25 protein-coding genes, 1 tRNA gene and 1 pseudogene are annotated in these 23,270 nt (G+C 67.6%); 15 read left to right on the forward strand and 12 right to left on the reverse strand.

Annotation, left to right across the window (positions count from 1 at the left end; translation table 11 throughout):
* Positions 1-35: 35 nt before the first annotated feature.
* Both A4R44_RS00650 and A4R44_RS00655 read left to right on the forward strand, forming a co-directional pair.
* Positions 36-1,004, forward strand: a complete 969-nt coding sequence (locus A4R44_RS00650; protein WP_202507368.1) for an RNA polymerase subunit sigma-70 — start codon at positions 36-38, stop codon at positions 1,002-1,004.
* On the forward strand, positions 998-2,164 hold the full coding sequence (locus tag A4R44_RS00655; protein WP_067575389.1) for an AAA family ATPase: 1,167 nt from the start codon (positions 998-1,000) through the stop codon (positions 2,162-2,164). The genes A4R44_RS00650 and A4R44_RS00655 overlap by 7 nt, the downstream gene beginning before the upstream one ends.
* Here A4R44_RS00655 and A4R44_RS00660 read toward each other — a convergent pair.
* The 4 genes from A4R44_RS00660 to A4R44_RS00675 form a co-directional block, all read right to left on the reverse strand.
* Positions 2,161-2,925 (reverse strand): SDR family oxidoreductase, encoded by a 765-nt coding sequence (locus A4R44_RS00660; protein ID WP_067575391.1) that lies wholly within the window; start codon positions 2,923-2,925, stop codon positions 2,161-2,163. The two genes, A4R44_RS00655 and A4R44_RS00660, sit on opposite strands and share 4 nt — an antisense overlap.
* Before the next feature lie 46 nt (positions 2,926-2,971).
* Positions 2,972-3,754, reverse strand: a complete 783-nt coding sequence (locus A4R44_RS00665) for a helix-turn-helix domain-containing protein (protein WP_067575393.1) — start codon at positions 3,752-3,754, stop codon at positions 2,972-2,974.
* Positions 3,755-3,764: 10 nt separating this feature from the next.
* The gene (ftsW, locus tag A4R44_RS00670) at positions 3,765-5,033 is read right to left on the reverse strand and encodes a putative lipid II flippase FtsW (RefSeq protein ID WP_067575395.1); all 1,269 of its coding nucleotides are present in this window, start codon (positions 5,031-5,033) and stop codon (positions 3,765-3,767) included.
* Positions 5,034-5,143: 110 nt separating this feature from the next.
* Complete coding sequence (locus A4R44_RS00675) at positions 5,144-6,355, reverse strand: LCP family protein (RefSeq protein ID WP_232791450.1); 1,212 nt, start codon at positions 6,353-6,355, stop codon at positions 5,144-5,146.
* Between the two features lie 345 nt (positions 6,356-6,700).
* Here A4R44_RS00675 and A4R44_RS00680 point away from each other — a divergent pair, with 345 nt between their 5' ends.
* A complete protein-coding gene (locus tag A4R44_RS00680) occupies positions 6,701-7,207 on the forward strand; it encodes a pyridoxamine 5'-phosphate oxidase family protein (RefSeq protein WP_067575399.1) in 507 nt (168 codons plus the stop codon).
* Positions 7,208-7,279: 72 nt separating this feature from the next.
* Positions 7,280-8,149 (forward strand): SDR family oxidoreductase, encoded by an 870-nt coding sequence (locus tag A4R44_RS00685; protein ID WP_067575401.1) that lies wholly within the window; start codon positions 7,280-7,282, stop codon positions 8,147-8,149.
* Here A4R44_RS00685 and A4R44_RS00690 read toward each other — a convergent pair.
* Positions 8,070-9,419: an MFS transporter gene (locus tag A4R44_RS00690; RefSeq protein WP_067575402.1), complete on the reverse strand. Its 1,350-nt coding sequence runs from the start codon at positions 9,417-9,419 to the stop codon at positions 8,070-8,072. The two genes, A4R44_RS00685 and A4R44_RS00690, sit on opposite strands and share 80 nt — an antisense overlap.
* Positions 9,420-9,522: 103 nt before the next feature.
* Here A4R44_RS00690 and A4R44_RS00695 point away from each other — a divergent pair, with 103 nt between their 5' ends.
* Positions 9,523-10,476 (forward strand): Lrp/AsnC family transcriptional regulator, encoded by a 954-nt coding sequence (locus tag A4R44_RS00695; RefSeq protein ID WP_067575404.1) that lies wholly within the window; start codon positions 9,523-9,525, stop codon positions 10,474-10,476.
* Here A4R44_RS00695 and A4R44_RS00700 read toward each other — a convergent pair.
* Complete coding sequence (locus tag A4R44_RS00700) at positions 10,473-11,219, reverse strand: ABC transporter ATP-binding protein (protein WP_067575406.1); 747 nt, start codon at positions 11,217-11,219, stop codon at positions 10,473-10,475. The genes A4R44_RS00695 and A4R44_RS00700 overlap by 4 nt on opposite strands.
* A gap of 71 nt (positions 11,220-11,290) precedes the next feature.
* Here A4R44_RS00700 and A4R44_RS00705 point away from each other — a divergent pair, with 71 nt between their 5' ends.
* On the forward strand, positions 11,291-11,905 hold the full coding sequence (locus A4R44_RS00705; protein ID WP_067575408.1) for a TetR/AcrR family transcriptional regulator: 615 nt from the start codon (positions 11,291-11,293) through the stop codon (positions 11,903-11,905).
* Between the two features lie 16 nt (positions 11,906-11,921).
* A tRNA-Arg gene (locus tag A4R44_RS00710) sits at positions 11,922-11,994 on the forward strand.
* A gap of 199 nt (positions 11,995-12,193) precedes the next feature.
* Here the strand turns inward: A4R44_RS00710 and A4R44_RS00715 are convergent.
* Entirely contained in the window at positions 12,194-13,387 is a 1,194-nt protein-coding gene (locus A4R44_RS00715) for a helix-turn-helix transcriptional regulator (protein ID WP_067575410.1), read from the reverse strand.
* Between the two features lie 439 nt (positions 13,388-13,826).
* Between A4R44_RS00715 and A4R44_RS00725 the strand changes: the two genes are divergently transcribed.
* From A4R44_RS00725 to A4R44_RS47685, 6 genes are all read left to right on the forward strand, one after another.
* The gene (locus tag A4R44_RS00725; RefSeq protein WP_067575414.1) at positions 13,827-14,237 is read left to right on the forward strand and encodes a hypothetical protein; all 411 of its coding nucleotides are present in this window, start codon (positions 13,827-13,829) and stop codon (positions 14,235-14,237) included.
* A gap of 21 nt (positions 14,238-14,258) precedes the next feature.
* Entirely contained in the window at positions 14,259-14,522 is a 264-nt protein-coding gene (locus A4R44_RS00730; RefSeq protein ID WP_067575416.1) for a hypothetical protein, read from the forward strand.
* 32 nt (positions 14,523-14,554) lie between these two features.
* Complete coding sequence (tgmB, locus tag A4R44_RS00735; protein ID WP_067575418.1) at positions 14,555-15,544, forward strand: ATP-grasp ribosomal peptide maturase; 990 nt, start codon at positions 14,555-14,557, stop codon at positions 15,542-15,544.
* Positions 15,541-16,716 carry a methyltransferase domain-containing protein gene (locus tag A4R44_RS00740; RefSeq protein WP_232791451.1) on the forward strand — a complete coding sequence of 392 codons (1,176 nt, stop codon included), beginning with the start codon at positions 15,541-15,543 and terminating at the stop codon, positions 16,714-16,716. The genes tgmB and A4R44_RS00740 overlap by 4 nt, the downstream gene beginning before the upstream one ends.
* Positions 16,717-16,852: 136 nt before the next feature.
* Positions 16,853-17,248, forward strand: a complete 396-nt coding sequence (locus A4R44_RS00745) for a helix-turn-helix domain-containing protein (protein WP_067575420.1) — start codon at positions 16,853-16,855, stop codon at positions 17,246-17,248.
* 69 nt (positions 17,249-17,317) lie between these two features.
* The gene (locus tag A4R44_RS47685; RefSeq protein WP_143132512.1) at positions 17,318-17,749 is read left to right on the forward strand and encodes a hypothetical protein; all 432 of its coding nucleotides are present in this window, start codon (positions 17,318-17,320) and stop codon (positions 17,747-17,749) included.
* A 374-nt stretch (positions 17,750-18,123) separates the two neighbouring features.
* Here A4R44_RS47685 and A4R44_RS00755 read toward each other — a convergent pair whose 3' ends face one another.
* From A4R44_RS00755 to A4R44_RS00770, 4 genes and pseudogenes are all read right to left on the reverse strand, one after another.
* A complete protein-coding gene (locus tag A4R44_RS00755) occupies positions 18,124-18,390 on the reverse strand; it encodes a hypothetical protein (RefSeq protein ID WP_067575424.1) in 267 nt (88 codons plus the stop codon).
* A 92-nt stretch (positions 18,391-18,482) separates the two neighbouring features.
* Positions 18,483-19,521 (reverse strand): annotated as a pseudogene (locus A4R44_RS00760) (aldo/keto reductase).
* A 51-nt stretch (positions 19,522-19,572) separates the two neighbouring features.
* On the reverse strand, positions 19,573-20,547 hold the full coding sequence (locus tag A4R44_RS00765) for an alpha/beta hydrolase (protein WP_067575426.1): 975 nt from the start codon (positions 20,545-20,547) through the stop codon (positions 19,573-19,575).
* A 2-nt stretch (positions 20,548-20,549) separates the two neighbouring features.
* Entirely contained in the window at positions 20,550-21,467 is a 918-nt protein-coding gene (locus A4R44_RS00770; protein ID WP_067575428.1) for an alpha/beta fold hydrolase, read from the reverse strand.
* A gap of 114 nt (positions 21,468-21,581) precedes the next feature.
* Here A4R44_RS00770 and A4R44_RS00775 point away from each other — a divergent pair, with 114 nt between their 5' ends.
* Positions 21,582-22,199 (forward strand): TetR/AcrR family transcriptional regulator, encoded by a 618-nt coding sequence (locus tag A4R44_RS00775; RefSeq protein WP_067575430.1) that lies wholly within the window; start codon positions 21,582-21,584, stop codon positions 22,197-22,199.
* A 358-nt stretch (positions 22,200-22,557) separates the two neighbouring features.
* Here the strand turns inward: A4R44_RS00775 and A4R44_RS00780 are convergent, their stop codons facing one another.
* Positions 22,558-22,767 (reverse strand): hypothetical protein, encoded by a 210-nt coding sequence (locus A4R44_RS00780; RefSeq protein WP_067575432.1) that lies wholly within the window; start codon positions 22,765-22,767, stop codon positions 22,558-22,560.
* A 106-nt stretch (positions 22,768-22,873) separates the two neighbouring features.
* Between A4R44_RS00780 and A4R44_RS00785 the strand changes: the two genes are divergently transcribed.
* Positions 22,874-23,266 carry a hypothetical protein gene (locus A4R44_RS00785; RefSeq protein WP_095213133.1) on the forward strand — a complete coding sequence of 131 codons (393 nt, stop codon included), beginning with the start codon at positions 22,874-22,876 and terminating at the stop codon, positions 23,264-23,266.
* Positions 23,267-23,270: the final 4 nt, after the last annotated feature.

Here is a 23,270-nt window from a genome sequence, read left to right on the forward strand (position 1 = left end):
GACACCGCCTGCCCGGGAAACGGAACGATGGCAGGATGCCAGAGGTGGGCCAGGACATTCTCGATCGCGCACGGGCCGGAGACGCGCACGCCTTCCGCGAGCTGGTCGAGCCCTATCGGCACGAGCTGCAAGTGCACTGTTACCGCATCCTCGGCTCCCTCGCCGACGCCGAAGACCTCCTGCAAGAAACGCTCCTCGCCGCCTGGCGCGGGCTGGACGGCTACGCCGGTCGCGCCTCGGTGCGCTCCTGGCTGTACCGGATCGCCACCAACCGCTGCCTCAACGCCCTCCGCGACGCAGGCCGTCGCGTCCCGGCCGAACCGTCGCCGCCGTTCACCCCGACCGAGCCCACGCGCCGCACCGAGGTGACCTGGTTGCAGCCCGTGCCGGACGACCCCGCCGCGCACTACAGCGCCAAGGAAACCTTCGAGCTGGCGTTCGTCGCGGCCCTGCAGAAACTCCCGCCGCGCCAGGCCGCTGTCCTCCTGCTCCGGGACGTACTCGACTACTCGACCGCCGAGGTCGCCGACCTGCTGGAGACCAGCTCCACCGCGGTCAAAGGCGCCTTGCAACGCGCGCGAGCCAAGCTGCGGCAGACCGTCGAACCCGCTCCGCCAGCACCACGCGAACGGGAGATCGCGCAACGGTTCGCGGACGCGTTCAGCGAGGGAGACGTCGAAGGCGTAGTCGCCCTCCTGACCGACGACGGCTGGCTCGCTATGCCGCCCGCCCCGCACGAATACGTCGGCCGCGAGGCCATCACCGCGTTCCTCACCAGGTTCGGGCAGTGGCGCGGCACTCGACGGTTCCGCCTGTTCCCGACCCGCGCCAACACCCATCCGGCCTTCGCCTGCTACCTCACCGAACCCGACGGAACGGTGGGGTGTCCCGCCGGAATCCTCGTCCTCGCGCCGTGGGGCGACCGCATCCGCACCGTCACCTGGTTCCTCGAACCCGAGTTGTTCCCGCGCTTCGGCCTGCCCGCGGAGGTGAAGGTGTGCTGACCACCCTGGCGATCCAGAACTACCGCTCGCTGCGTGACCTGGTGCTGCCGCTGTCGCAGCTCACCGTGATCGTCGGCGCGAACGGCACCGGCAAGTCCAGCCTGTACCGCGCGCTGCGGCTGCTGGCCGACGCGGGACGCAACGGCGCGGTCGCCGCTCTGGCCGGAGAAGGCGGTCTGCCCTCGACGCTGTGGGCGGGTCCGGAGAAGATCGGCCGAGCCGTTCGCGAGGGACGGTCACCGGTGCAACCCGTGCAGCGCACCACCTCGGTTGGGCTGCGGCTCGGCTATTCCGGCGACGAATTCGGCTACGCCCTCGACTTCGGCCTGCCCGTGCCCAGTCGCGAGCCCTCTCCAACTGCTTTCAACCTGGACCCGGAATACAAACGCGAATGCGTCTGGCACGGCCCGGTACCGCACCCGTCCGCACTGCTGGCCGACCGCTCCGGCACGAGAGTCCGCATCCGCGACGAGTCCGGATCCTGGGTCGAGAGCGGGCACTCGATCGGCCTCACTGACAGCATGCTGAGCGAAGTCGCCGACCCGCGCCGGTGCCCGGAACTCCTGATCGTCCGCGACCGAGTCCGCGGGTGGCGGTTCTACGACCACTTCCGCACCGACGCCGACGCTCCGGGAAGGCAAAGCCGCATCGGCACCCGCACCCGGGCTCTGGACCACGACGGCGGCGACCTGGCCGCGGCTCTGCGCACCATCCAGGAATCCACCGACGCCGACGCCCTGACCACCGCGATCGACGACGCCTTCCCCGGATCGTCCGTGGAAATAGCCGTCACCGACGGCCGTTTCGACCTCCTCTTCCACCAACACGGCCTGCTGCGCCCGCTCAGCGCCGCCGAACTCTCCGACGGCACCCTGCGCTACCTGCTCTGGGCCGCGGCGCTGCTGAGCCCGCGCCCGCCGGAGCTGCTGGTCCTGAACGAACCGGAAACCAGCCTGCACCCGGACCTCCTGCCAGCGCTGGCCGCGTTGATCACCGCCGCGGCGAAGAAGACGCAACTGCTGGTGGTGTCGCATTCCCAGCTGCTGGTCCGGTTTCTCGAGGACGCCTCGGTACTGGAACTGGAGAAGGATTTCGGCGCGACGGTGGTCGCTGGACAGGGACGGCTGGACCAACCGGCTTGGCATTGGCCGAAACGCTAGCGCTTGGTCCGCTGCCCCTCCGCCAGCTGCTCGGTGATCGTCTCCGCACCGAGATGGCGTTGCACCGCCGCCGCCAACCGCGGCGCGATCCCGCCGAGCAGCGCCGTCAGCCGCAACCCGAACGGAGCCACGTCGATCTCGGCAAGGTCGCGTTCAATCGCCCGCACCGTCGCCCGCGCGACGTCGTCCGTTGTCCGGGCACCGACGCCGGGCGGCAAGATCGCACCCGAATCGGCGAACATGCCCGCATCTCTGATGAACGGGCGCAAGTCCTCCCGCAGCGCGAGTGCAAAGCCGCGTAGCCCGAACTTCGTCGCGTTGTACAGCGAAGCCTGCCCGGACGCGGTCTTCCCGGACAGCGACGAGATGAAGACGAGGTGCGCGCGCCGCCGTGCGAGCATCTGCTCGGCGACCAGCTTCGCCAGCACGACCGGCGCACGCAGGTTCACCTCAAGCGCCCGGTCGACCTGGTCGAGTGAATAGCCGGCCAGCAACCCGGTCGCGGGAAGTGCCGCGTTCGCCACGACGATGTCGATTTCCCCAGCAGCAGCGAGAAGTTCCTCGACCGCACCACGATCAGCGAGGTCAGCCGGAACCGCGCGGCCGCCCACCTGCGCGGCCAGCGGTTCGAGCAGTTCGGCCCGGCGTCCGGTAAGCACGGGATCGGCACCGTGCGCGGCCAGTGTGCGGGCGAGCGTCCGGCCGATTCCGCCGGTCGCTCCGGTCAGCAAGATCTTCGCGCCCCGCAGTTTTTTCGGCATGCCCGCAGGGAGCCGCGAGTGGAACCGGCGGGTATTGCACAAATGTTCAGGCGAACGCGCTGCGATCCGCCGCGAACCCCGGGTCACCGGCCAGGACACCTGGCCTCACCCCGGCGAACGCCACGACATCCCGGTGCAGATGCGACTGGTCGGCGTACCCGCACCCGGCAGCGACCTCGGCCGCACTGGCCCCGGCCGCCAGCCGGCGCGCGGCATGGTCGAAACGCACCAGCTTCGCCGCTCGCTTCGGCGGCACTCCGACCCGCGCCCGGAACCGGTCCCACAACCGCCGCCTGCTCCACCCGAACTCGGCCGCCAGCGACTCGACCCGCACCCGGCCGCGGCTCTGGACGATCCGCCGCCAAGCCCACGCAACCTCGGGATCCGCCGCCGGAACCGCTGAGATCCGGCGGGCGAAAGCGGCTTCCACCAGCGCGAACCGAGTGTCCCATGAACCGGTTTCGCTCAGCTGGTCCCGAAGCCGATCGGCGTCCCGGCCGCACAGTTCGGCCAGCCCGGCCGTCCGGTCCAGTTCCGCGGGCCCAGTACCCAACCCGGCAGCATTGAGCGGCGGCAACCGGACTTCGACGCATGCGACGCCTTCTCCCCGGATCCGCACGCCGCGCGGCGCGAGCCCGGCGACGAAACTGCCGTGCTGCGCGCCGTCGTCGAGAAGGAGCTTGCCGTCGCCGAACTCCAGCACCACCGTGATCGCCGGATGCGGCACGACCCGCAGCTCGACCGTCCCGCCCGTCCGGTGCCGGAATCCGCCAAGGGGGAACGGGCCCGCGTGACTGGGCCGCGCGACCTCCCAGACAGGGTTCTCCACGGTGTAAGAGTCAGCGAGGCCGAACGGGTCGTCGTGCGCGAGTCGTCTTCCCCGGCGTCCGGACCGGCCGGTACGGCTCCGGCACCGGCAACCGCAGGATCCGCCCGATCTTTCCCGGCCCGAGATGGTTCAAGTCCGCCACTGCCGCGGGTTCGTGCCGGGCACAGCTGGCGAGCACGCCGAACAGGAACATGGTCACGATCAGCGACGTCCCGCCGTAGGACACCAGCGGCAGCGTCACCCCGGTGACCGGCAGCGCGTTCACCACGTACCCGATGTTGACCGCCGCCTGCGCCACCAGCAGCACGGTGATCGTCGCGGCCACGATGCGGATCCACGGGTCGAGGTTGCGCGTCGCGATCCGCAGGCCGACCAGCGCGAGCCCACCGAACAGCAGCAGCACGACCGCGCAGCCGAGGAAGCCGAGCTCCTCACCGATCAGCGCGAAAATGAAGTCGTTCTGCACGTTCGGCAGGTACTTCCACTTCGACGCGCCCTGTCCGAGCCCGACGCCGAACAACCCGCCCTCGGCGAGGGCGTACTGCGCCTGCACCGCTTGGTATCCGGCACCGGAGGTGTCCGCGTCGGGGGAGAGGAACGACAGCACGCGCGCGAGCCGGTAGTCCGCGATCAGCGCGAGCACCACGAACCCGCCGACGCCGCCGGCCAGCAGCGCGGCGAAGAGTCGTCCCGGCGCGCCGGAGAACCACAGCAGCGACAGCAGCACGATGCCGAGCGAGATCGTCCCGCTGAGGTTCGGCTGCGCCATCACCAGGGCGAACATCAGCAGCGCGACCGGCACCAGCGGGACCAGCAGGTGCCGCCAGTGGTGCAGCAGCCGGGCTTTCACCACGAGAATGTGCGCGCCCCACAAGGTCAACGCGACCTTCGCGACCTCGACCGGTTGCAGCGTCAGCGGTCCGAGCGCGAACCATCGCTGCGCCCCGTTCACCTTCGCGCCGAGCGGGGTGAGCACGAGCGCGAGCATCGCCAGTGTCACGAGCATCAGCATCGGCGAGAGGGACCGGATCCGCCGCAACGGGAGCCGCAGCCCGGCCCACAGCGCGACCAGGCCGACGAGGACGAAAATGACGTGCTTCTGGAACGTGCTGTACACGCCGCCCGGCTGCGCGGAAGACGCCGACAGCACCATGATGACGCCGAGCAGCGTGAGCAGACCGCACAGCGCGAGCACGAGGTGGAACGACGCCAGCGGCCGGGAGAGCCAGCCGACGATCGCGACCGGAACCCGGGTCCGTCTGTTCCGTGTCGTAGCCACTCGCGCACCGCCGTCCGCCGATTTTCGGGCGCGGGAGTGAACGCGCCGGGCCGATTATGCCCTAACCGTCCGGATAGGACACCGAGGCGCGCGGGTTTCCGTCGCTGAAGTTATTTCACACAAGGGATTCCGCCTCCGCTCAGCGCCGGCGGGGGAGCGGGAGCGCCGCTGCCGTGCGTCATCGGGGTCACGTACGCGGCCGGCGTCGGCACCGGAGCACCGCTGAGCAGTCGCGCGACCAGGGACTGGATTTGCCCGGTATTGACGAAGTTGACGTCTTCGCCGGACGGGCTCTTGCCGAAATGGTCGACCGGAAGGGTTACGAAACTGACCTTCCCGCCGGTCAGGCTGGACGCTTGTTTCGCGAGCGCGAGCAGGTCCAGTGAACTGTCGACCGCGGTGTTCTGCTTCGCGACGTCCATGATCCCTTGGAGTTTCGCCGGATCCGTGAAGGTCCCGCCCTGGTTGAGCTGATAGACCAGCGAAGAGATGAACGCCTGTTGCCTGCGTTCGCGGTCGAGGTCGGTGAAATTGAGTGCTGGATGCACGTTGTCGCGGTGCTGCCGGACGAATTCGACGGCCTGTTCGGCACTGATCTCCTGCTGGCCGGCGTGGAAATTCGCGCCCGAGTAGCTGTCCTGGGTGTCCTCGTTGAGGCACACCGTGATCGGCTGGACGACCTGGGCGATCTCGAAGAACGCCACGAGGGTGACCTCGACGAAATGGTCGATCGGGACGCCGCCGAGGAATTTCCGCACGGTGTCGATTTCCGCCCGGCGGCCCGCGTCCCTGGCTTGCTGCTCGCGCTGGGATTTGTCGGTGGCATTCCGCGATACGAGCTGTTTGGTCTTTTCGTCGAACGCCAGCCCGTAGGCTTGCTTGATCTTGCCCTTGCACACGTTGTCCGGGCAGCCCGCCAGCGGAACGTAATCGTCGCGCGGAATCGAGAGCGACGTGGCCTTGCCGCCGTCGCCGGGGACGTGCAGCAGCATCAGCACATTGGCGTTGTAGCCGCCGTCCTGCTGATCCCCGGCGTGCAGCGAGTTGTAGATGTCCTTCGGCAGCGGGTTGCCGTTCTCGTCGAGCCGCGAATCGAGGCCCATGATCAGGATGTTGGTGTCGCCGCCGCTGGAGGTCGACTGTCCGTCGAGCACGTCGGAAACCTGCAGCCCGGACACGACGCCGTGGTAGGCCGCCCAGCCGTATCCGGTCAGCGAGAGCGTCAACGCGGCCGCGAGGGCCAGCGCGACCCGGCCGGTGATTCGCCTTCGCCGGGCCGCGGCGCGGGCAGCGACGCCACGTCTGTCGTGAGGGTCGGTCATCAGGCCTTCCGGTGCCGGGGCGTCATGGTTAACCACTGTTCTGCACACTCGCTGTGGACACGCTGAGAAGGAAGCTCACGCAGAGTTAACCCAGAGCCAGGTGGACGAGCTTCCCGGCGACGAGCGCCATCGCCGGGAGCAGATTCGCCCCAGGCTCGCATCGCCCTCACCTCCCCGCGTTTCCCGGCTCGCGGGCTACTCAACGCCACCGGCCGGACAACTGTCAATCAATTGTACAAGTGTTTTAGTTATCAAGGTGACCCAGGTCACTGCCGGGCTGATGTCGAGAACGCCGCCCGGGCTCCGTCCCCGCAGCATCTGACCGCATCTGAGAAGGAGACCGCGATGGAACCGCAGGAAGTCGCCGAAGTCCTGAACCGTCCACTCAGCCGTGAACTGCTCGCCCGCGACCTGACCCGGCTGGCCTACGTCGCGAAGGACGGCACTCCGCGCAGCATCCCGATCGCGTTCAGCTGGAATGGTGCCGAGGTTGTCCTGTGCACCACCAAGAACGCTCCGAAACTGCCGTCGCTGCGGGCGAATCCGATGGTCGCGCTGACGATCGACATCGAGTCGCACCCGCCGAAGATCCTGCTCGTGCGCGGGCGCGCCGAACTGGACTACGTCGACGGGATCCCGCAGGAGTACCTGGAAATAAACGGTTCCTACGAGATGACGGCCGAACAGCGCGTCGAATGGGAGGCCGAAATCCGCTCCCTCTACGTCGAGGGCATGGTCCGCATCGTCGTCACCCCGACCTGGGCGAAACTGATCGACTTCGAGACCACGTTGCCGTCCGCGGTCGAGGAACTGGTGCGGTGGCGAGCGCGAGCGGAGGCGAACGCCGGGTAGCCGGTCGCTGATCCACTACACTGAATCGTCTACACGCGAACGTGATTCCCTCGACGCGCGAAGGCGGAGCGCATGATCCTGGTGACGGGTGCGAGCGGCAATGTGGGATCGGCGCTGGTCAAGCAGTTGCGCGCGGCCGAGGTGCCGTTCCGGGCCGCTTATCATTCCCCGGAGAAGGCAACGAAAGCCGCCGTGGACGGAATCGACGCGGTTACCATCGAAATGTCCGATCCGGCTACTGTGCAACCGGCGCTGGCCGGAGTGTCGAAGGTGTTCCTGCTGGGCGCGATGAGCCCCGGGCAGACCGGCAACGAGTCCACTATGGTCGAAGCCGCCGTGTCCGCCGGGGTCTCGCACGTGGTGAAACAGTCGCTGTGGCGGGCGGACGAGGAACTCACGCCGATTGCCCGGCTGCACCGTCCGGTCGAGCGGATGCTGGAAACCTCGCCGCTGTCCTGGACCTTTCTCCGGGCGAACTTCTATCTCCAGACGTTCTCGGGAAACTGGGCCGGAACCATCCGGTCCGGGAGTTTCTTCGCCAGCCCGCTGATTCGCGGTCCGATCGCCTTCGTGGACGCCGAGGACATTGCCCGCGTGGCGTTTCGGGCGCTGACCGAGGACGGCCACGCAGGCAAGGCGTACGCGCTCAGCGGTCCCGAGGCGCTGACGTACGACGAGGCCGCGGCAGTGCTGTCCGAAGTGCTCGGCCGTCCGATCGCGTACCGCGGAATGTCGAACGAGCAAGCACTTTCCGCGTTAGCCGAAGCCGGAATGTCCTCGTTTCACGCCAGAGCGCTGGTTGAGGTGTGCAATACGTACCTGGACGGTGGCGCGGAAACCGTGACTTCCACGGTCGCGGACGTCACCGGTCAGCGGCCGCGGAGCTTCCGCGAGTTCGTGACGGCGCACCGGCATTGTTTCGAGGAAGCACCAGGCAGCTGAGCACTGCGGCGACAAGGCTGAGCCCGGCGGTGACCAGGAAGACGTCGCCGAGGTCCGCGGTGGCGGCGTAGACCAGCCCGAGGACAGCGACGCCGAGGGTTTGGCCGAGCTGCCGGAACGTAGCCATGGCACCGGACGCCATTCCCGCACGGTCCTGCGGAACCGCGCTGAGGATCGCGGTGCTGCCAGCTGGTCCCGCGATCCCCATCCCGGCACCCGTCACGATCAGTCCGGGAAGCAGGCCGAGCCACGTCGAGTCGCGGTCGAGCAGGATCCACTCCAGCCCGCAGCCAGCAGTCGCCAGCAGGGCGCCGAGTCCGAGGACGATGCCTGGCGAAACCGCGTGCAGCCGCTTGCCGATCAGCAGTGAAGCGACGAAAGATGTTGCCGCCAAAGGAATCAGCGCGAGTCCCGCCCCGGCCGGGCTGAGGTGTATTGCTGATTGCAGCCAGATTGACGCGTAAATCAGGCAGGCGAAGACGAAAGAACTCGCGACGACCACGATCAGCACAGTCACGAATGATGCCCGGCGGAACAACGCGAGGTCGAGCATCGGGTGCTTCACTCGTCGTTCGACCACAACGAAAACAATCAACGCCACGGCCGCGACGGCGAACACTGGCCAGGCGCTCTGGATCACTGCGTAGATCAACGCGCCAGAGCTGATTCCGAAAGCCAGCATGCCGCCGAAGTCGATCCGGGTGCCAGCCGGTCGTTTCGGAGCCTCAGCCAGATACGTCCGGGTCAGCAGCAGAGTCAGCACGCTCAACGGCAAGTTGAGGAAGAAGATCGCCTGCCAACCCGCCCACTGCGTCAAAACGCCGCCGAGAAACGGCCCCGCCGCACCAGCGCCACCGAGCACCGCCGTCCAAATCCCGAACGCGGCACCTCGCTCTTTGCCTGCATAATTGGCTCCCAGCAACGACATCGCAGCCACCATCATCGCCGCGCCGCCGATCCCTTGCACCGTCCGCGCGCCAATCAACACGCCGACATTCGGCGCGAGCGCGCACCCCAGCGACGCCGCCGCGAACACCGTAACCGAACCGCCGAAAACCCTGCGCTGTCCGGCGATGTCGCCGATCGCGCCCGCGCTCAACGCGAGAATGGCGAGTACCAAGGTGTAGCTGTTGACCACCCATTGCAGATTGACCAGCGATGCTCCCAGCCCGCGAGCCATCTCCGGCAACGCCACCGTCACCACGGTGGTGTCGAGGATCAACATGAACGACCCGAGGCAGATCGCCGCCAACGGCCCCCATTTGCGCATCACAGTTCCCTTTCTCTCTGCTCGAAGAGTGATCTCGCCCGCAGGGTTACCTCAAGCTAACTGGCCTTCAGTGACGGATTCCGTCATCAGCTATCGTGAGGTGATGAAACCCGTCACGCTGGACGTCGTGGACCGCCAGCTGATCCACGCCCTGGACCTCGACGGCCGCGCCCCTTTCGCGCGGATCGCCGACGTGCTCGGCGTTTCGGAGAACACCGTCGGCAGGCGCTACCGGCGGCTGCGGCAGGCCGGAGTGCTCCGGGTAGTCGGCGCGGTCGCGAGCGCGAGACTGGGGTACGCGCTGTGGACGGTCCGATTCGCCTGTGCGCCCGCGTTTGGCATCCCGATCGCGACAGCACTGGCCAAACGCCCGGATACGTTTTGGGTGCATTTGCTTTCCGGCGGCACGGAAATCGCGTGCACGACGCAATCGTCCATTGTGGAGCAAACCGACGTGCTGCTGCTGGACAAGCTCCCGCGGAGCAGCCGGATCACTTCGGTGTCCGCGCACCAGATGCTGCACGGCTTCACGCGCCTCGGCCGGTGGTCGGCCCTGTCCGACGAACAGATCGCCGCCCTGCGAGTTCCAGTAGATCCAACCGAAGAGATCACCTTCGACGACGCAGACCGGCGCCTAGGGCAAGTCCTGGCCGACGACGGTCGCGCCGGCTACGGCGAACTGGCCGCCGTGTCCGGTCTTTCCGAGTCGACCGTGAAGCGCCGAATCGAAACCCTCCGCCGGACGGGATTGTTGTCGTATCAGCTGGACATTTCCCCGCGAGCCCTGGGTTTTCAGTCGGAAGCGCGACTGTGGATGATCGTTCGCCCCTCAGCCGTCGCTTCGGTCGCAAGCGCCCTGGCGGAACACGAAGAAGTGCAATTCGCCGCGGTCACCACCGGCCCGGCGAACCTGGTCGCCGCGATCGCCTGCCGAAACGCGACGCACCTGTACGAATACCTCACCGGAGACGTCGGATCGCTCGACGGGATCCAGCAAATGGAAACCGCCCCCGTCGTCCGCACGGTGAAACGCAGCGGATCGCTGCTCCCGCTCTAAGCCGCAGGCTTCCCGCTGTAGGCGGCAAGGACTTCGGACAACGAACCGTGCCGGCGGACCTGGCCCTCGTCCATCCACAGCGCGGTGTCGCAAAACTCCGCGAGCAGTTCGTCGGAGTGATTCGCGAATACCAGAATCCCGGACCGCCGCACCAGGTCCTTGAGCCGATCGCGCGCCTTGGCGAGGAACGCCGCGTCGACCGCGCCCAGCCCCTCGTCGAGCAGCAGAATCTCCGGATCGATCGTGGTCACCACCCCGAGCGCGAGCCGCACCCGCATCCCGGCCGAGTAGGTGCGCAACGGCAGTTCGAGATAGTCGCCCAGCTCAGTGAACTCCGCGATATCGTCGACCCGCTTCGCCATCTGCCGTCGGCTCATCCCGAGAAACAGCCCCTGGATCAGGATGTTCTCGCGCCCGGACACCTCCGGATCCAGCCCGACCCCCAGATCGAACACCGGCGCGACCCGCCCCGCGACCTGCCGGGAGCCGCGGGTCGGCTCGTAGATCCCGGACAGCAACCGCAACAACGTCGACTTCCCAGCCCCGTTGTGCCCCACCAGCCCGACCCGATCGCCCTCGCCGAGCCGGAACGACACGTCCCGCAACGCCTCGATCACCGGCACCCTCGCCCCGCCGGCGATTTTCCCGCCGACCTTCCCGAGCACGCGCTTCTTCACCGACCGGGTCTTGGCGTCGAAGATCGGAAAGTCGACATAGGCGTTGCGCACCTCGATGCTGACCATGACTCCCCCTCCTAGATGCGAACCGAAATTATCATTCGCATATTCGCGACGCTACCAGTAACGTGCCGCGAGTGAGCGAGACGAGCGAGGGCTTCCGCCCGCCGCAACAAGCGCGCAGCCGGGCCGCGCTGCAGAAACTCCTGACCGCCGCCGAACAAGTCCTGGCCGAGCAGGGCCTGGAGTCCTTCACCGTCGCCGCGGTGGCTTCGCGAGCAGGCATGTCGGTAGGCACGATCTACCGCCGTTTCGACGGCAAGGAACAGCTGCTGCGCGCCGTCAAGGACCGGCTGCTGACCCAGCTGGAAACCAGCGTCCGAGACGCCCTCCGCTCAGCGCCCCCGGACCTCCGCTCGATCTTCACCGCCTTCGTGGCGGCCCTGGCGCAGACCTTCGAGGAGCACGACCGGATCTTTCCGGAACTCCTGGACGCCCAACGCTCCGACGGCCGAGACCGCGGCCTGGCCGCCCTGTCCGCGATCCAAGACGCCCTGCTGGAAGTCCTCCCCTCGGCCGAGACCGCCGACCTGAAAATGGCCGCCCGGACAATCATCGGAGCCTGCGTCCACCGCGCCGCGACCAGCAGATTCTGGCCGGACGACCGCCCATGGGAGACGTGGGCCGAGGAGGCGGCGGAGATGGCACTGGCGTACCTGGCTTCACCGGCGACGGGCCCCGCTAGGATGTAGCCTGCAGCGCACGACTGCCCTCGTAGCTCAGGGGATAGAGCACGGCTCTCCTAAAGCCGGTGTCGCAGGTTCGAATCCTGCCGGGGGCACATCTTCGCTGGTCAGACCCTATTTCGATCCAAGAAGTTCGAACCGGGACGGCCCAAGAGTCAGAAAACTGTCAGAATTCATCGCGTGACGGTTCGGGCCCCGGCTGTACCTCTCCGTATGCACTCGCACCGGCAGTTCGACCTGACGACCGACTGCGCGACGAACGGCGAAGCGTCGCGCTAGCCGCGGTCGCCAGCTTCAGGGCGTCAGCCCGAGCCACGCCGCGTAATCCGTCAGCGCGTCGGATTGGCGGCGGGAGGAACGCACCAGCGCGGCGACGGTGTCTCGGGTCATCGGGTGTCGGCGCGCCTGCCCCGGCGCGACCAGGCGGGCGCGTTCCAGCTCTCGGAGCGCGTGCTCCGGCTTGTTCAGCCAGCGGTACGCGCGGGCCATGTCGAGGTGGTGGTGGCCGATCCGCGTCGGCAGCCAGACACTCGGAAACCGGATGTCCCGCCCTGCCTCGACAGCCCGGCCGTGCTCGCCGATCGTCCCCAGCGTCACGGTCCGATGAACCTGCACGTTGGTCGGCCCGAAGCCAAACCAGAACTGTTCTGGCTGCTCGCCCGTCACCGCGGCTATCCGGGCCGCTTCGTCCAGGTGGCCGGCCATCGAATCACGGTCGCCCGTGCGGGCCGCGATCACCGAGGCACCGAGGTGGAGTTGCCCGCGCGCGAGCAGCGCACCGGGCGTGTCCTCCGCGCCGTCGAGGTGCGCCACTCCCGCCCGATTCAGCCGCCAGCAGGCGTCATAGTCGCGGTTGCGCAGGTAGGCCGTGACGCGCAAATACTCGCGGGCGGCACGGAGCCCGGGAGCGTGGCGTCCGGCCTGTTTCGCCGCCCAGTCCATCCGGCTCAGCGCGTAGACCGACAAGTCGTTGTCTCCCACCGCGATTCCCACGGAGTGGCCGCAACGCGCGGCGAGCGCGAGCAGCGCCCACAGGTCTTCGCGCTCGCGGCCGGACGCGTTTTCTGCGGCGAGGTGCACCTCGGCCAGCAACGGCGGGAACAGCGCGATCATGGGCTCGTACTGCGCGGCCTGCGCTAGCAGGTTCAGGTCGCGGACGTCGGCATCGAGTACCGACGTGGGCCGCGGTGCGACGGACGAATCCGGCGGCAAGTCGAGCAGGTCGAGTGCGGCGCGGACGGGGCCGAGCTGGTCGGCGAGCCGGTCGTCCTCGCGTTGCCACTCGAACCGGTTCCATTCCAGCCGGTCTGCGTGCCCGCCTAGAGCTTCGGCGACCCGGCCGACGAACTCGGGCGTCGGCAGTTCCGAGCCCTGCTCGACCTTCGACACCATGCTCTTGCTGTAGCCGATCCGGCGCGCAAGGCTGGCCTGCGTCAGCCCTGCCAGCTTCCGCGCAGAAGCGATCCGTGCCCCGATTCCAGACTCCACACTCCCCATCATCCCCCACGCAGGGCGCGGGTGACCGTTAGTCCATTCGTGTTGTCACTTTCTTGTCACTCCGCGTGGCAGCCCCCTCGTACCGTGACTTTCCGGACGCGGGGGTGGCCCTTTCCAGGTTCCTCCACAGCCCCCGCGTCTGCGGCCCGATTGCACCGCGGGCCGCGCTCCACCAGGGACGGGGGTCGGCGCTGGTACACACCATCACGCCCGCTGGCTTCCGTCCCCGCTCCATTGATGCGGGGGGACGAGTGAACGTCGGGACGCTCGGCCTGGCGCTCGGCGCCGAGGTCGCCGCTATCGCGCTGTCGGCGTACGTGATCGGAGTGGCTATCCAATGGGTCTCGAAGTGGAAACGCGCACGGCAGCAGCGGAAACAACGCCGATGGGAACGGGTTGCCTCCCGATTGGTGGAGGAGGCTCGGCACCGATGACCGGGCTAGGGCTCGATGATCTATTCCGGGAGCTGCGCTACCACAAGTGGACGCTGTGGCTGTTCGGCCGGCGGGACGCGCCGAATCTGTACGCCGCAACGCTCCAGTGGAACACGTGCACGGACGTGCTGATCATCCGCAGCGAGGAACGTGCGACCGCGTACCGGACGCCGCGGTTCCCCAACGCTGACCCCTTCCGACCCACCGTGGTCGCCTGGCAGTACGGAGCGGATGCCCTCTGGGCACTGCGCGCCGTCCTCACCATCGGCGCGCCAGGCCGCGCAGACGCGCCGCGCCAGGTCCTCGTGCCAGCGCCGGACGCGCAGGTCCCCCTCGAACTCGGCTGGCCGGTCACGATCCGGCCGACCGGCCTCGTCCAAGACCCCACGCCGAAAACGGTGTGGTGACAGGAAAAGGAGAACGAGAGCATGACGACCCGTATGTCACTCGCTGACGCGGACGAGCGTTTCGGGCTCGGCGTCCGCCGGGGATTCGTTCCGACGGCGGAACCCGTATCGGACACGGACAGCACCCCGTTCGGCTTGACCTTGCGGACTGCACCCGCTCCTCGCAACGTCGTCGTCTTGCGCACCGGCAGCGGTGCCACGATGGCGACCGAAAGCGTGACCGAGCAGTCCACCGACGGCCAGGACGAAGGCGACACCCGCTTCGACGTCGCCAACGACATCTAACGGCACGACGACCATAAGGACTCGCTGACGCGATGAAACTCGAATCAGACCTCGCCGCCAGCACCGTGCTGGTGTTGACGGAGCCGACCGACAAATCAGCCGATCTCGTCGTGCGCGAGCTGGAGCGGCGGAACGCGCGAGTGTTCCGGGCGGACACCGGCGACTTCCCGCTTTCAGTGAGCGTGAGCGCCTGGTTCGACGGCTCGTGGGAAGGCGAGATCCGCAGTCCGGACGGATCGGTCGGCCTGCGCGACATTCGCAGCGTGTATGTCCGCAGGCCGACCGCGTTCACCTTCCCGGCGACGATGAACGACGCCGAACAACGGTTCGCCGCGCGCGAAGCTCGCCGAGCGTTCGGCGGGCTGCTCATGAGCCTGCCGTGGTGCTCGTGGGTGAACGACCCGTCAAAGGCGGCCGACGCGGAGTACAAGCCGCTCCAGCTCGCCACCGCCGCGGCGTGCGGCCTGCGCGTGCCGCGCACCGCGATCACCAACGTTCCCGGTGACGCTGTCGGACTCCGCGACCGGCTCGGAGACTCGGTCGTCTACAAGACGCTCTCGGGTGCCTCGGTCCCCGATGGGCAGCGGGTGTCGCTGGTGTACACGACTCCGGTCACCGTGGCGGACATGGCCGACGACCGGATTGCGCTTACCGCGCACCAGTTTCAGGAACGGATGCCGAAGATCCGGGATGTTCGGGCGACCGTCGTCGGCCGGCGCGTGTTCGCCGCGAACATCCTCGTCGCCGACGAGGACGCGGGGGAACTGCTCGACTGGCGCGCGGACTACACGGCATTGCGCTATGAGCCCGTGAGCCTCCCGGAGAGCGTCGAGTCGGCGCTGCTCAAGATGACCGATCACCTCGGCCTGGCGTTCGCCGCGGCCGATTTCGTCGTCACCGCCGATGACACCCACTACTTCGTGGACTTGAACCCCAGCGGGCAATGGGGCTGGATAGAGGACGCGACGGCACTTCCCATCGCGGACGCGATCGCCGCCCTACTCACAGGAGAAGACCAGTGACCGACGTGATCGAGCAGGACAGCAGGCTCAGCCAGTTGGCCGCCGACCTCAACACGGACCTCGTCGAGGGCTTGGAGACCTCCGGAAAGCTGACCACCCGCGCATGGGGGGCCGCGTTCGACGACGTCCCTCGCCACCTCTTCGCGCCGCGGTTCACCCTCCCGGACAACCTCGGCGGCATGGTCTTGGGTATCGCGGACGGCACGCGGCCCGAGGAATGGCTCAACGCGGTCTACCACGACGAGGCGCTGCTGACGATTTTCGACGAGCGCGAGATGGTCACGACCTCGTGCTCAGCGCCCTCGGCCGTGGCGATCATGCTGGAGTCCAGCCAAGCGGCCGAAGGCGACACCGTGCTCGAAATCGGTACCGGCACAGGATGGACGGCGGGTCTGCTTTCCCACCGACTCGGGCCGGACGCCGTCACCTCCGTGGACATTGACCCGCGGTGTGTGCGCGAGGCGCGGGAACGGCTGGATCACCTCGGCTTTGCCCCGACGCTCGCTGTCGCGGACGGCTACCTCGGTTACCCGACACGCGCGCAGTACGACCGGATCATCGCCACGACGTCCCTGCGGAAGGTGCCGCCAGCCTGGCTGACCCAAGTACGGCCGGGCGGAACCATCCTGGCCGACATGCGCGGCGACTTCGCCGGCAACCTCGCCCGCCTCACCGTGAGCGAGGACGGGTCCGCGAGTGGTCATTTCCTGCGGGAGCGGGTGAACTTCATGCCGTTGCGCAGCAATAAGGAGGAACACGTCCGCGAGCTGTCCGAGCTGGCGTCTCGTGCGGTCAGCGCTCCAGGCCAGCAACGGCGGACCAGCCTCGCCCCTGCCGCGCTGCGTACGTGGGACTTCGCCTTCCTCGCGCAACTCTCGATGCCAGAAACACGAGCCGGTCGCGTCCGGATCGACGGCGGTCCGATGTACTACTGCCTCACGGACCCACGCAGCGAGTCGTGGGCACGGGTCGACGCAGACACCGACGACACCGAACACGAAGTCACACAAGGCGGAGACCGGCGACTGTGGGACGAACTGGAGACCGCCCACGAACTCTGGACCCGGCTGAACCAGCCATCACCCGCAGACTTCGCGATCACGGTTTCCGCAGCCGGCGAGCAAGCCGTCAGCTTGCCCGACGCCGACAGGCAGTGGGCCTTGTCGTTCTAGTCCAAGCTCAAGGCAATGCACAACGGTCGAGAGACCCCAGCGGTGCACGAGTAGCCGCTCAAAGACAGCCCAGCCGCCACGTCCGGACCCCGACGCCAGGCGTGGCGGCTGGGTCCCAGCATCGAGGCGGCCCCGAATGGCCACAGACGATCAGGTAACCGCCGCGCGGCAGGACCGGCGTTCGCGCAACGCGCAGATGTTGCAAGCGTGGCGGAATGGCGCGTCGATCACGGAGATAGCTCGCGAGCTCGGCCGGTCGCTGAGCTGGACTGGGCGACTGCTGCGTCAAGAAGGGGCGGTGCTGCCGCCTATCCGCCAAGGAGTTCGGCGAGAACTCGACACGGACGCGATCGTGCAGGGCTACGAGCAGGGAGCCTCGATGCAGGCGCTGGCCGACCAGCACGACACGTCGTACTGCACGATCCGACGGCTGTTGCTCCGAGAGAAGGTCACGATTCGCCCGCACGGCGGACAGAACGCGCTAGCGCTGTCGCCTCTCCTGTCTGCCCAATCGTCGCGCGAGAAACGGTGATCCGCCGCGTAACAACGCGCGGGGGTTCGCCGATCCTTCTTGGCGAGCCACGAATCAGGGGGAGACATCGTGACGGACGGGGACTTTGACAGACCGACCTACTTCACGTCGCGGTCCGTCTCAACACTGCTGGCGATCCTCGTCGTCGCCTTCGGGCTGGTCAGCTTCTCGCCGCCGGTCGACCAGACCGCGCAGTCGGCCAGCCTGACGCCGGCCGCCAGCACGGAACCTCCATGCGATCCGGCCGCGGTGATGAACCGGCGGCTCGACGAGCTCGGCCGCGGCGGCTTCACATGGACGCTCGCCGAGCCGTCCGGCGGCCTGTGGGGCGTGGTCGACCTGCGAGGCACCATGCAGGCGTGCATCTCGGAAGCAGGTGACGAACGAGCGGGCCGCGGCGCTGCTGGAGGAGTTGCTCGACGCCGAGCCGAAGATCGCCGGGCCGAGGGGCCGCTAGTGTCAGTAAACCGTCAAAAATCAACTCGATACAACGATGCCTAACTGGGCCATTGTGAGTCCAAAACCCATACGCTGCAACACAATTGGAGCTAACATGGCCACGATTCTGCGACAGCCGGTGTCGCAGGTTCGAATCCTGCCGGGGGCACTACAAGGATGGGAACGGCAGCGGGGCTGGTCACGGTGCCCTCCTTGTTCTCGTTATTGCATGTGTGCTGGTTGAGTCACTGTTCGCGGTCGAACGGCAGAACAGTGGCCTAGTGGGTGGCGTGACGCGTCGCTGGCGGTGTCGTTCCGGCTAGGGTGACTGTGCACTCGATCTGGTTGGTGTCTTTGTGGTAGGGGGAGTTCGAGTCGAAGGGCTTCGAACAGCTGGCGCTCGGTGTCTTCGTGTATCTCCTCGATCCGGACCTCGCTCACGGGCAGGGTGTCGAGCGGTCGGGATTGGGTGCCCGCTGGTTGGCCTCCTCGGCTTCGGCGAGCTGGGCTTCGAGTTCGATCTTGCGATGGTGCAGTTCGGCGCGTTCAGTGTTGATGTCGCGCACGAAGTCCTCGCTGGGTGTGTCGTTACGGGAGAAGTCGCGGACGAGGTTCTTGATCATTCGGGTGGTGTCGTCGATCTCGCGGCGCAGGGCGGCGAGATGTTGTTCTCGTTCCCGTTGGGCGGCGGCGAGGTCGCGCACTGTGCTGTCGAGCAGGTCGCGGCGGTAGGTGCCGAAGAACAGGTAGCTGCGCGGCAGGTAACTGCGTTCGGGCCGGGGCGCAGCTCGCCCGGCTAGGCCTTGACTCCTGCGGCACGCTCAACCAGCGGTCTACGACGCAGGTTCGGGGTGAGGAGGGCGGGGGTGCGGTAGGCCATGTCGAGGGGCGAGACATCGGTGCCGGGTGGAACGATCTCGTCAAGCCGGTCGAGGAGCTCGTCGGAGAGTGACACCTCGGTTCCGGCGAGCAGGTCGTCGAGCTGTCCCATGGTGCGAGGTCCGATGATCGCCGCGGTGACCCCGGGATGGGCGATCGCGAACGCGAGGGCGAGATGGGTCATCGGGATGCCGGCCTCCTCGGCCAGTGGGATGAGCTGCTCGACGACGTCAAGACGGCGCTCGTCGCTCAGGTAGGAGAAGTGAGCGGCGCGGCGCAGATCGGTNGGTCTGCTGTCCCTTGCGCACCCGGCCGGTCAGCATGCCACCGGCGAGAGGGCTCCAGACGAGCGTGCCCATTCCGTACCCCTGCGCGACCGGCAGGACCTCCGCCTCGATCCCCCGATTGAGGATTGAGTAGGTGGGCTGTTCGGTGCGGAAACGTTCGAGGCCCCGGCGCTCGGAGACCCATTGCGCTTCCACTATCTCGGAGGCGGGCATCGCGGAGGAGCCGATGGTGCGCACCTTGCCGCTGTGGATCAGGTCGGACAGGGCCGAGAGGGTCTCCTCGATGTCGGTGGCGGGATCGGGGCGGTGTATCTGATAGAGGTCGATGTGGTCGGTCTTCAACCGCCTGAGGGAATTCTCGACCTCCGTCATGATCCAGCGGCGGGAGTTGCCCTGCTGGTTGGGGTCATCGCCCATCGGCAGGTGAAGCTTCGTGGCGAGGACGACGTTGTCACGACGACCGCGGAGTGCCTCGCCGACGATCTCCTCTGACTCTCCCCCCGAATAGGCGTCGGCGGTGTCGATGAGGTTGATGCCTGCGTCGAGGGCCTTGTGGATGATCCTGACGGCGTCGTCATGATCGGGGTTTCCGAGCCGGCCGAACATCATGGCGCCGAGTGCGTAGGGGCTGACCTTGATGCCCGTCTTTCCTAGAGCGCGGTAGTGCATAGATTCTCCGTTCGGTTTCGGTGCCGGTGTCCGGCATCGGGACGGGTTGGTTCAGGAGAGCAGTCGGTCGATCCACTGGTCGCGGGCACCGGTCATGTCCTTCGCGAGCGTGGTGTGGGGGGCGAAGGCGTCGAAGGCGTGGAATCCACCGGGCCAGACGTGAAGCTCGGCTTGTCCTCCTGCCGCCCAGATGCCGGAGGCGTAGGCGATGTCCTCGTCCCGGAAGACCTCTGCGGAGCCGCAGTCGATGAAGGTCGGCGGCAGGCCGGACAGATCGCCGGCGCGAGCGGGAGCCGCGTAGACCGACACCTCGTCGCTGCCGCGGCGATCCCCGAGGAGTGCGGACCAGCCGGTGCGGTTGCTGCCGCGGTCCCACACGCCGACGCCGTCGATCTGCCGCGTCGACGCGGTGTCGTCGCGGTCGTCCAGCATCGGGTACATCAGCAACTGACCGGCGAGGGCTGGGCCGCACCGATCGCGGGCGAGCAGGGTCGTGCCCGCGGCGAGGCCACCGCCTGCGCTGCTGCCGGCGATGACGAGCCGGCCCGCGTCGATGCCGAGCTCCTCGGCGTGCTCAGCGGTCCAGACGAGCCCCGCGTAGCAGTCCTCGACGGGGGCCGGATCGGGATGCTCCGGCGCGAGGCGGTAGCCGACGCTGACCGCGACGGCGTCGTAGCGCAAGAGCCAGTCCGCGAGCACCTCGACCCCGCCGAGTCGGTCACCGAACACCATGCCGCCGCCGTGGACGTAGTAGAAGCCAACGCCCGCCCCGACATGGCCGGCGGGCTGCACGATGCTGAGGGGGATGGCACCGCCGTCGGACGAGGGCGCGGTGACGTCGCGCACCTCCAGGCCACGTCGGACGAGCGCCTGTCTCGCGTCGGCACCGTCGCCCATTGTCTGCCGCAGAGGGTGGATCATCTCGGGGGTGATCGTGGGCGGAAGCTGCGCGGCCAGGGACTCCAGCGCGGCCTCCAGCTCCGGATCGAACGGCGGGCGTGGGATCGCGGTGCCCGCGTTTTTCATTGTCACTTGCTCTCCAGGCGTCCGGCCGGCTCGGGCTCGGAGTGCAGCTCGTCCGCGGCAACGGTCCAGTCCTCTGCATCACCGAGGACGGCGGCGCGCAGCCAGGCGGTGCTGAGGCGTTGCACGAGCTCCACGCGTTGCGGGTTCTCGTCGGTGGTCGCGGCGGCTTCGTAGCCGTTGATGCCGCCGAGTCCGTGCTCGCCTCCGAAGAGAGTGAGCAGGGTCTTGTTCGCGGGGCTCATGGTGTACACGTCGGTGAACCAGTCCGGGCCGCGGGTGGATAGCGGCGACTGGTCGTGGTCCCCGGCGGCGAGGAACGCCGGCGCGGTCAGTTCGGTGAAGTCGGGGCGCATGAACGGGAAGTACGTCTGCGCCAGCTCATTGAGGCTGTCCCCATCGCCCGGATGCGCCAGCAGGATGCCGACCGTGAAACGAGCGTCCGTCATGCTCTCGCCCGGGGTGCCGGCGGCGTCGCGGACCCGCTCGCCGAGGAGCATGCCGGCAGTCTGCGCGCCGTAGGAATGGCCGGCGGCGATCAGCCGGGTCCGGTCGATCCGCCCCGCGAGTCCGGGAACGGTCCGCTCGATGAGTTCGAGGCTGTCGGCGACATGGCTCATGTCCTGGACGCGCAGGCGCCAGATGTCCGGGGTGCGCGGGTCATCGGGGGCAAGGCCGAGCGTCTTGGAGTCCAGGAAGGTCGGCTGGATGACCACGAAGCCGCGGGCGGCCCAGTAGTCGGCCAGCGGCGCGTAGTCGCGGGAGGCGAGGCTGAAGCCGTGGGCGAACACGATCGTCGGCAGCCCATCGCCGGAGGTGGGCGCCGACACCTTCACCTGAAGATCCTGACCCCGGTACGAGGCGGGAATCGTGACGGGCGAGACGGTGGTCACAGGAGTCGGAGCGGAGATGGTGGTCATCATCGTGCTTTCTGAGGAGTCGTGGACAGAGGCGGTGTTTCGAGATGGATTCCGCTAACATTGCCTAAACGGATCATCGATCCACAACGATACGGATCAATGATCCGTTTAGCAAGCATGAGAGACAACGAGGGCAGAACGCTGACAGCGAACAACGGGGAACCGCATGCGTCGAAGAGAGCAGACGCCCTCCGCAATGCGCGGACGGTGCTGGAGGCCGCGGCGGCGGTGTTCGTCGAATCCGGTGTGGACGCGCCGATCCGTCAGATCGCGTCCCGTGCCGGCGTCGGCATCGCCACCATCTACCGTCACTACCCGACCCGGCAGGACCTCATCGTCGCCGTCTACCGGCATCAAGTGGAGGCATGCGCTGCCGCCGCCCCGGAGCTTCTCGCGTCCTCGTCATCGGCTTTCGCGGCGCTGCGCAGCTGGGTGGGCCTGTTCGTGGAGTTCCTGACGACCAAGCACGGGCTCGCCTCCGCGATGAGCTCGGACGAGGGCGAGTTCGGCACCCTCCACGCCTACTTCCTCGACCGGCTCGTCCCCGCCTGCTCCCAGATCCTGGATGCGGGCATCGCCGCCGGTGAATTCCGCCCAGGCGTCCCTGCCGCGCTCCTGCTGCGCGCGGTCGGCAACCTCTGCGTCACCAGCCAGTTCGACCAAGCCAACGAGACCCAGAACATGGTCGATGTCTTTCTTGACGGGATGACCGTCGTCGCCTCGCCGAGTTCGTAGACCCTTCTTCCCGCCGTGGCGGGCCGGGAGCGCCGCGATGCCTGGACGCGACGCTGTCCAGGCACGACGAGCTGGCGAGGAAGCGACCGTGACAAACCGGGCAACTGTCTGCGAGTTGGCGCTCATCAGGTGCTCCCACCGGAGCCTGGACGCTCGAAGGTCGCCTCGACCGTCAACGTGCCGATGAAAACTCCCTGGTCAGCCCCGTTCCCGTCCTTTGGTAGTCCTGCCGGGGGCACAAAACCTGGTGATCGGCATGTCCTCTGGCCCGCGGAAATGCCCTCGCTTCCGATCGGTTAAGGACAGCCGCCTCTCTGCCGCGACGCCCCTCTCTCTGCGGTGCGCCACCCGGGATCGCTCACAGCTGCCGGAGCTCCTTCAGGATATGGAGCACGAGCTTGACGGTCACCACAAAGGCACCTGCCCCAGCGATCAGCACGGCTTCCGTTGGGGTGCCCACAGCGGCCGCCACGATTCCGGCCACCAGGCAGGCGATCACTCCAGTGAGCACTGCGACCAGGACAAGCAGAGTCCGCTGGCGGGACCGCGTCGCACGGGGCTTGGTCATGGGGTGGCAACCCTTCACTCATCGGACAGCGGCTTCGGGCTGCCGTCGCTTGCGCAACCTAGTAGAGCAGATTATTATCTTCTCATCAACTAGAGGGGATTGAGTTTTGAAACAGCTGGATCTCGCGGACAGCGACTACGACCGAGTCATGCTGCTCGCACGCGCCTGGCAGGTCTCGGGCGGCGAGGCGGTGCGACGCCTGCTCGACCACTTCGTCCGCGAGGTCGGAACGCCCGCCGCTGGTCAGGAACCTGCCGATGACGGCGTGCCCATCTACGCCGACTACGGAGGCGAGCGCGTCGAGGCGCGCTACCACAAAGCTACTAAGCGAGTCGACATTACGAGTGGTGTGCTTGCTGGGCGCTCGTACAAGAGCCCGAGCGGTGCCGCGATGGGGGTTGTTCAAGCGCTCAACCCCAACGTGCACAACAACCGCAACGGATGGTCGTTCTGGTTCATCGCCGAGAACGGGGAAGCACTGCAAACAATTCGGCCGTAGCCGG

It is taken from the genome of Amycolatopsis sp. M39, from assembly GCF_001651785.1.
GTDB classification, from domain to species: Bacteria; Actinomycetota; Actinomycetes; order Mycobacteriales; family Pseudonocardiaceae; genus Amycolatopsis; species Amycolatopsis rubida.

What these genes read in the sequence shown, in the direction of transcription:
- A4R44_RS00650 (WP_202507368.1), top strand. Translation starts at nt 36, where the DNA reads ATGCCAGAGGTGGGCCAGGACATTCTCGATCGCGCACGGGCCGGAGAC.
- A4R44_RS00660 (WP_067575391.1), bottom strand. Translation starts at nt 2,925, where the DNA reads ATGCCGAAAAAACTGCGGGGCGCGAAGATCTTGCTGACCGGAGCGACC.
- A4R44_RS00675 (WP_232791450.1), bottom strand. Translation starts at nt 6,355, where the DNA reads ATGACCGACCCTCACGACAGACGTGGCGTCGCTGCCCGCGCCGCGGCC.
- A4R44_RS00680 (WP_067575399.1), top strand. Translation starts at nt 6,701, where the DNA reads ATGGAACCGCAGGAAGTCGCCGAAGTCCTGAACCGTCCACTCAGCCGT.
- A4R44_RS00685 (WP_067575401.1), top strand. Translation starts at nt 7,280, where the DNA reads ATGATCCTGGTGACGGGTGCGAGCGGCAATGTGGGATCGGCGCTGGTC.
- A4R44_RS00690 (WP_067575402.1), bottom strand. Translation starts at nt 9,419, where the DNA reads ATGCGCAAATGGGGGCCGTTGGCGGCGATCTGCCTCGGGTCGTTCATG.
- A4R44_RS00695 (WP_067575404.1), top strand. Translation starts at nt 9,523, where the DNA reads ATGAAACCCGTCACGCTGGACGTCGTGGACCGCCAGCTGATCCACGCC.
- A4R44_RS00700 (WP_067575406.1), bottom strand. Translation starts at nt 11,219, where the DNA reads ATGGTCAGCATCGAGGTGCGCAACGCCTATGTCGACTTTCCGATCTTC.
- A4R44_RS00725 (WP_067575414.1), top strand. Translation starts at nt 13,827, where the DNA reads ATGACCGGGCTAGGGCTCGATGATCTATTCCGGGAGCTGCGCTACCAC.
- A4R44_RS00730 (WP_067575416.1), top strand. Translation starts at nt 14,259, where the DNA reads ATGACGACCCGTATGTCACTCGCTGACGCGGACGAGCGTTTCGGGCTC.
- tgmB (WP_067575418.1), top strand. Translation starts at nt 14,555, where the DNA reads ATGAAACTCGAATCAGACCTCGCCGCCAGCACCGTGCTGGTGTTGACG.
- A4R44_RS00745 (WP_067575420.1), top strand. Translation starts at nt 16,853, where the DNA reads ATGGCCACAGACGATCAGGTAACCGCCGCGCGGCAGGACCGGCGTTCG.
- A4R44_RS00765 (WP_067575426.1), bottom strand. Translation starts at nt 20,547, where the DNA reads ATGAAAAACGCGGGCACCGCGATCCCACGCCCGCCGTTCGATCCGGAG.
- A4R44_RS00770 (WP_067575428.1), bottom strand. Translation starts at nt 21,467, where the DNA reads ATGATGACCACCATCTCCGCTCCGACTCCTGTGACCACCGTCTCGCCC.
- A4R44_RS00775 (WP_067575430.1), top strand. Translation starts at nt 21,582, where the DNA reads ATGAGAGACAACGAGGGCAGAACGCTGACAGCGAACAACGGGGAACCG.
- A4R44_RS00780 (WP_067575432.1), bottom strand. Translation starts at nt 22,767, where the DNA reads ATGACCAAGCCCCGTGCGACGCGGTCCCGCCAGCGGACTCTGCTTGTC.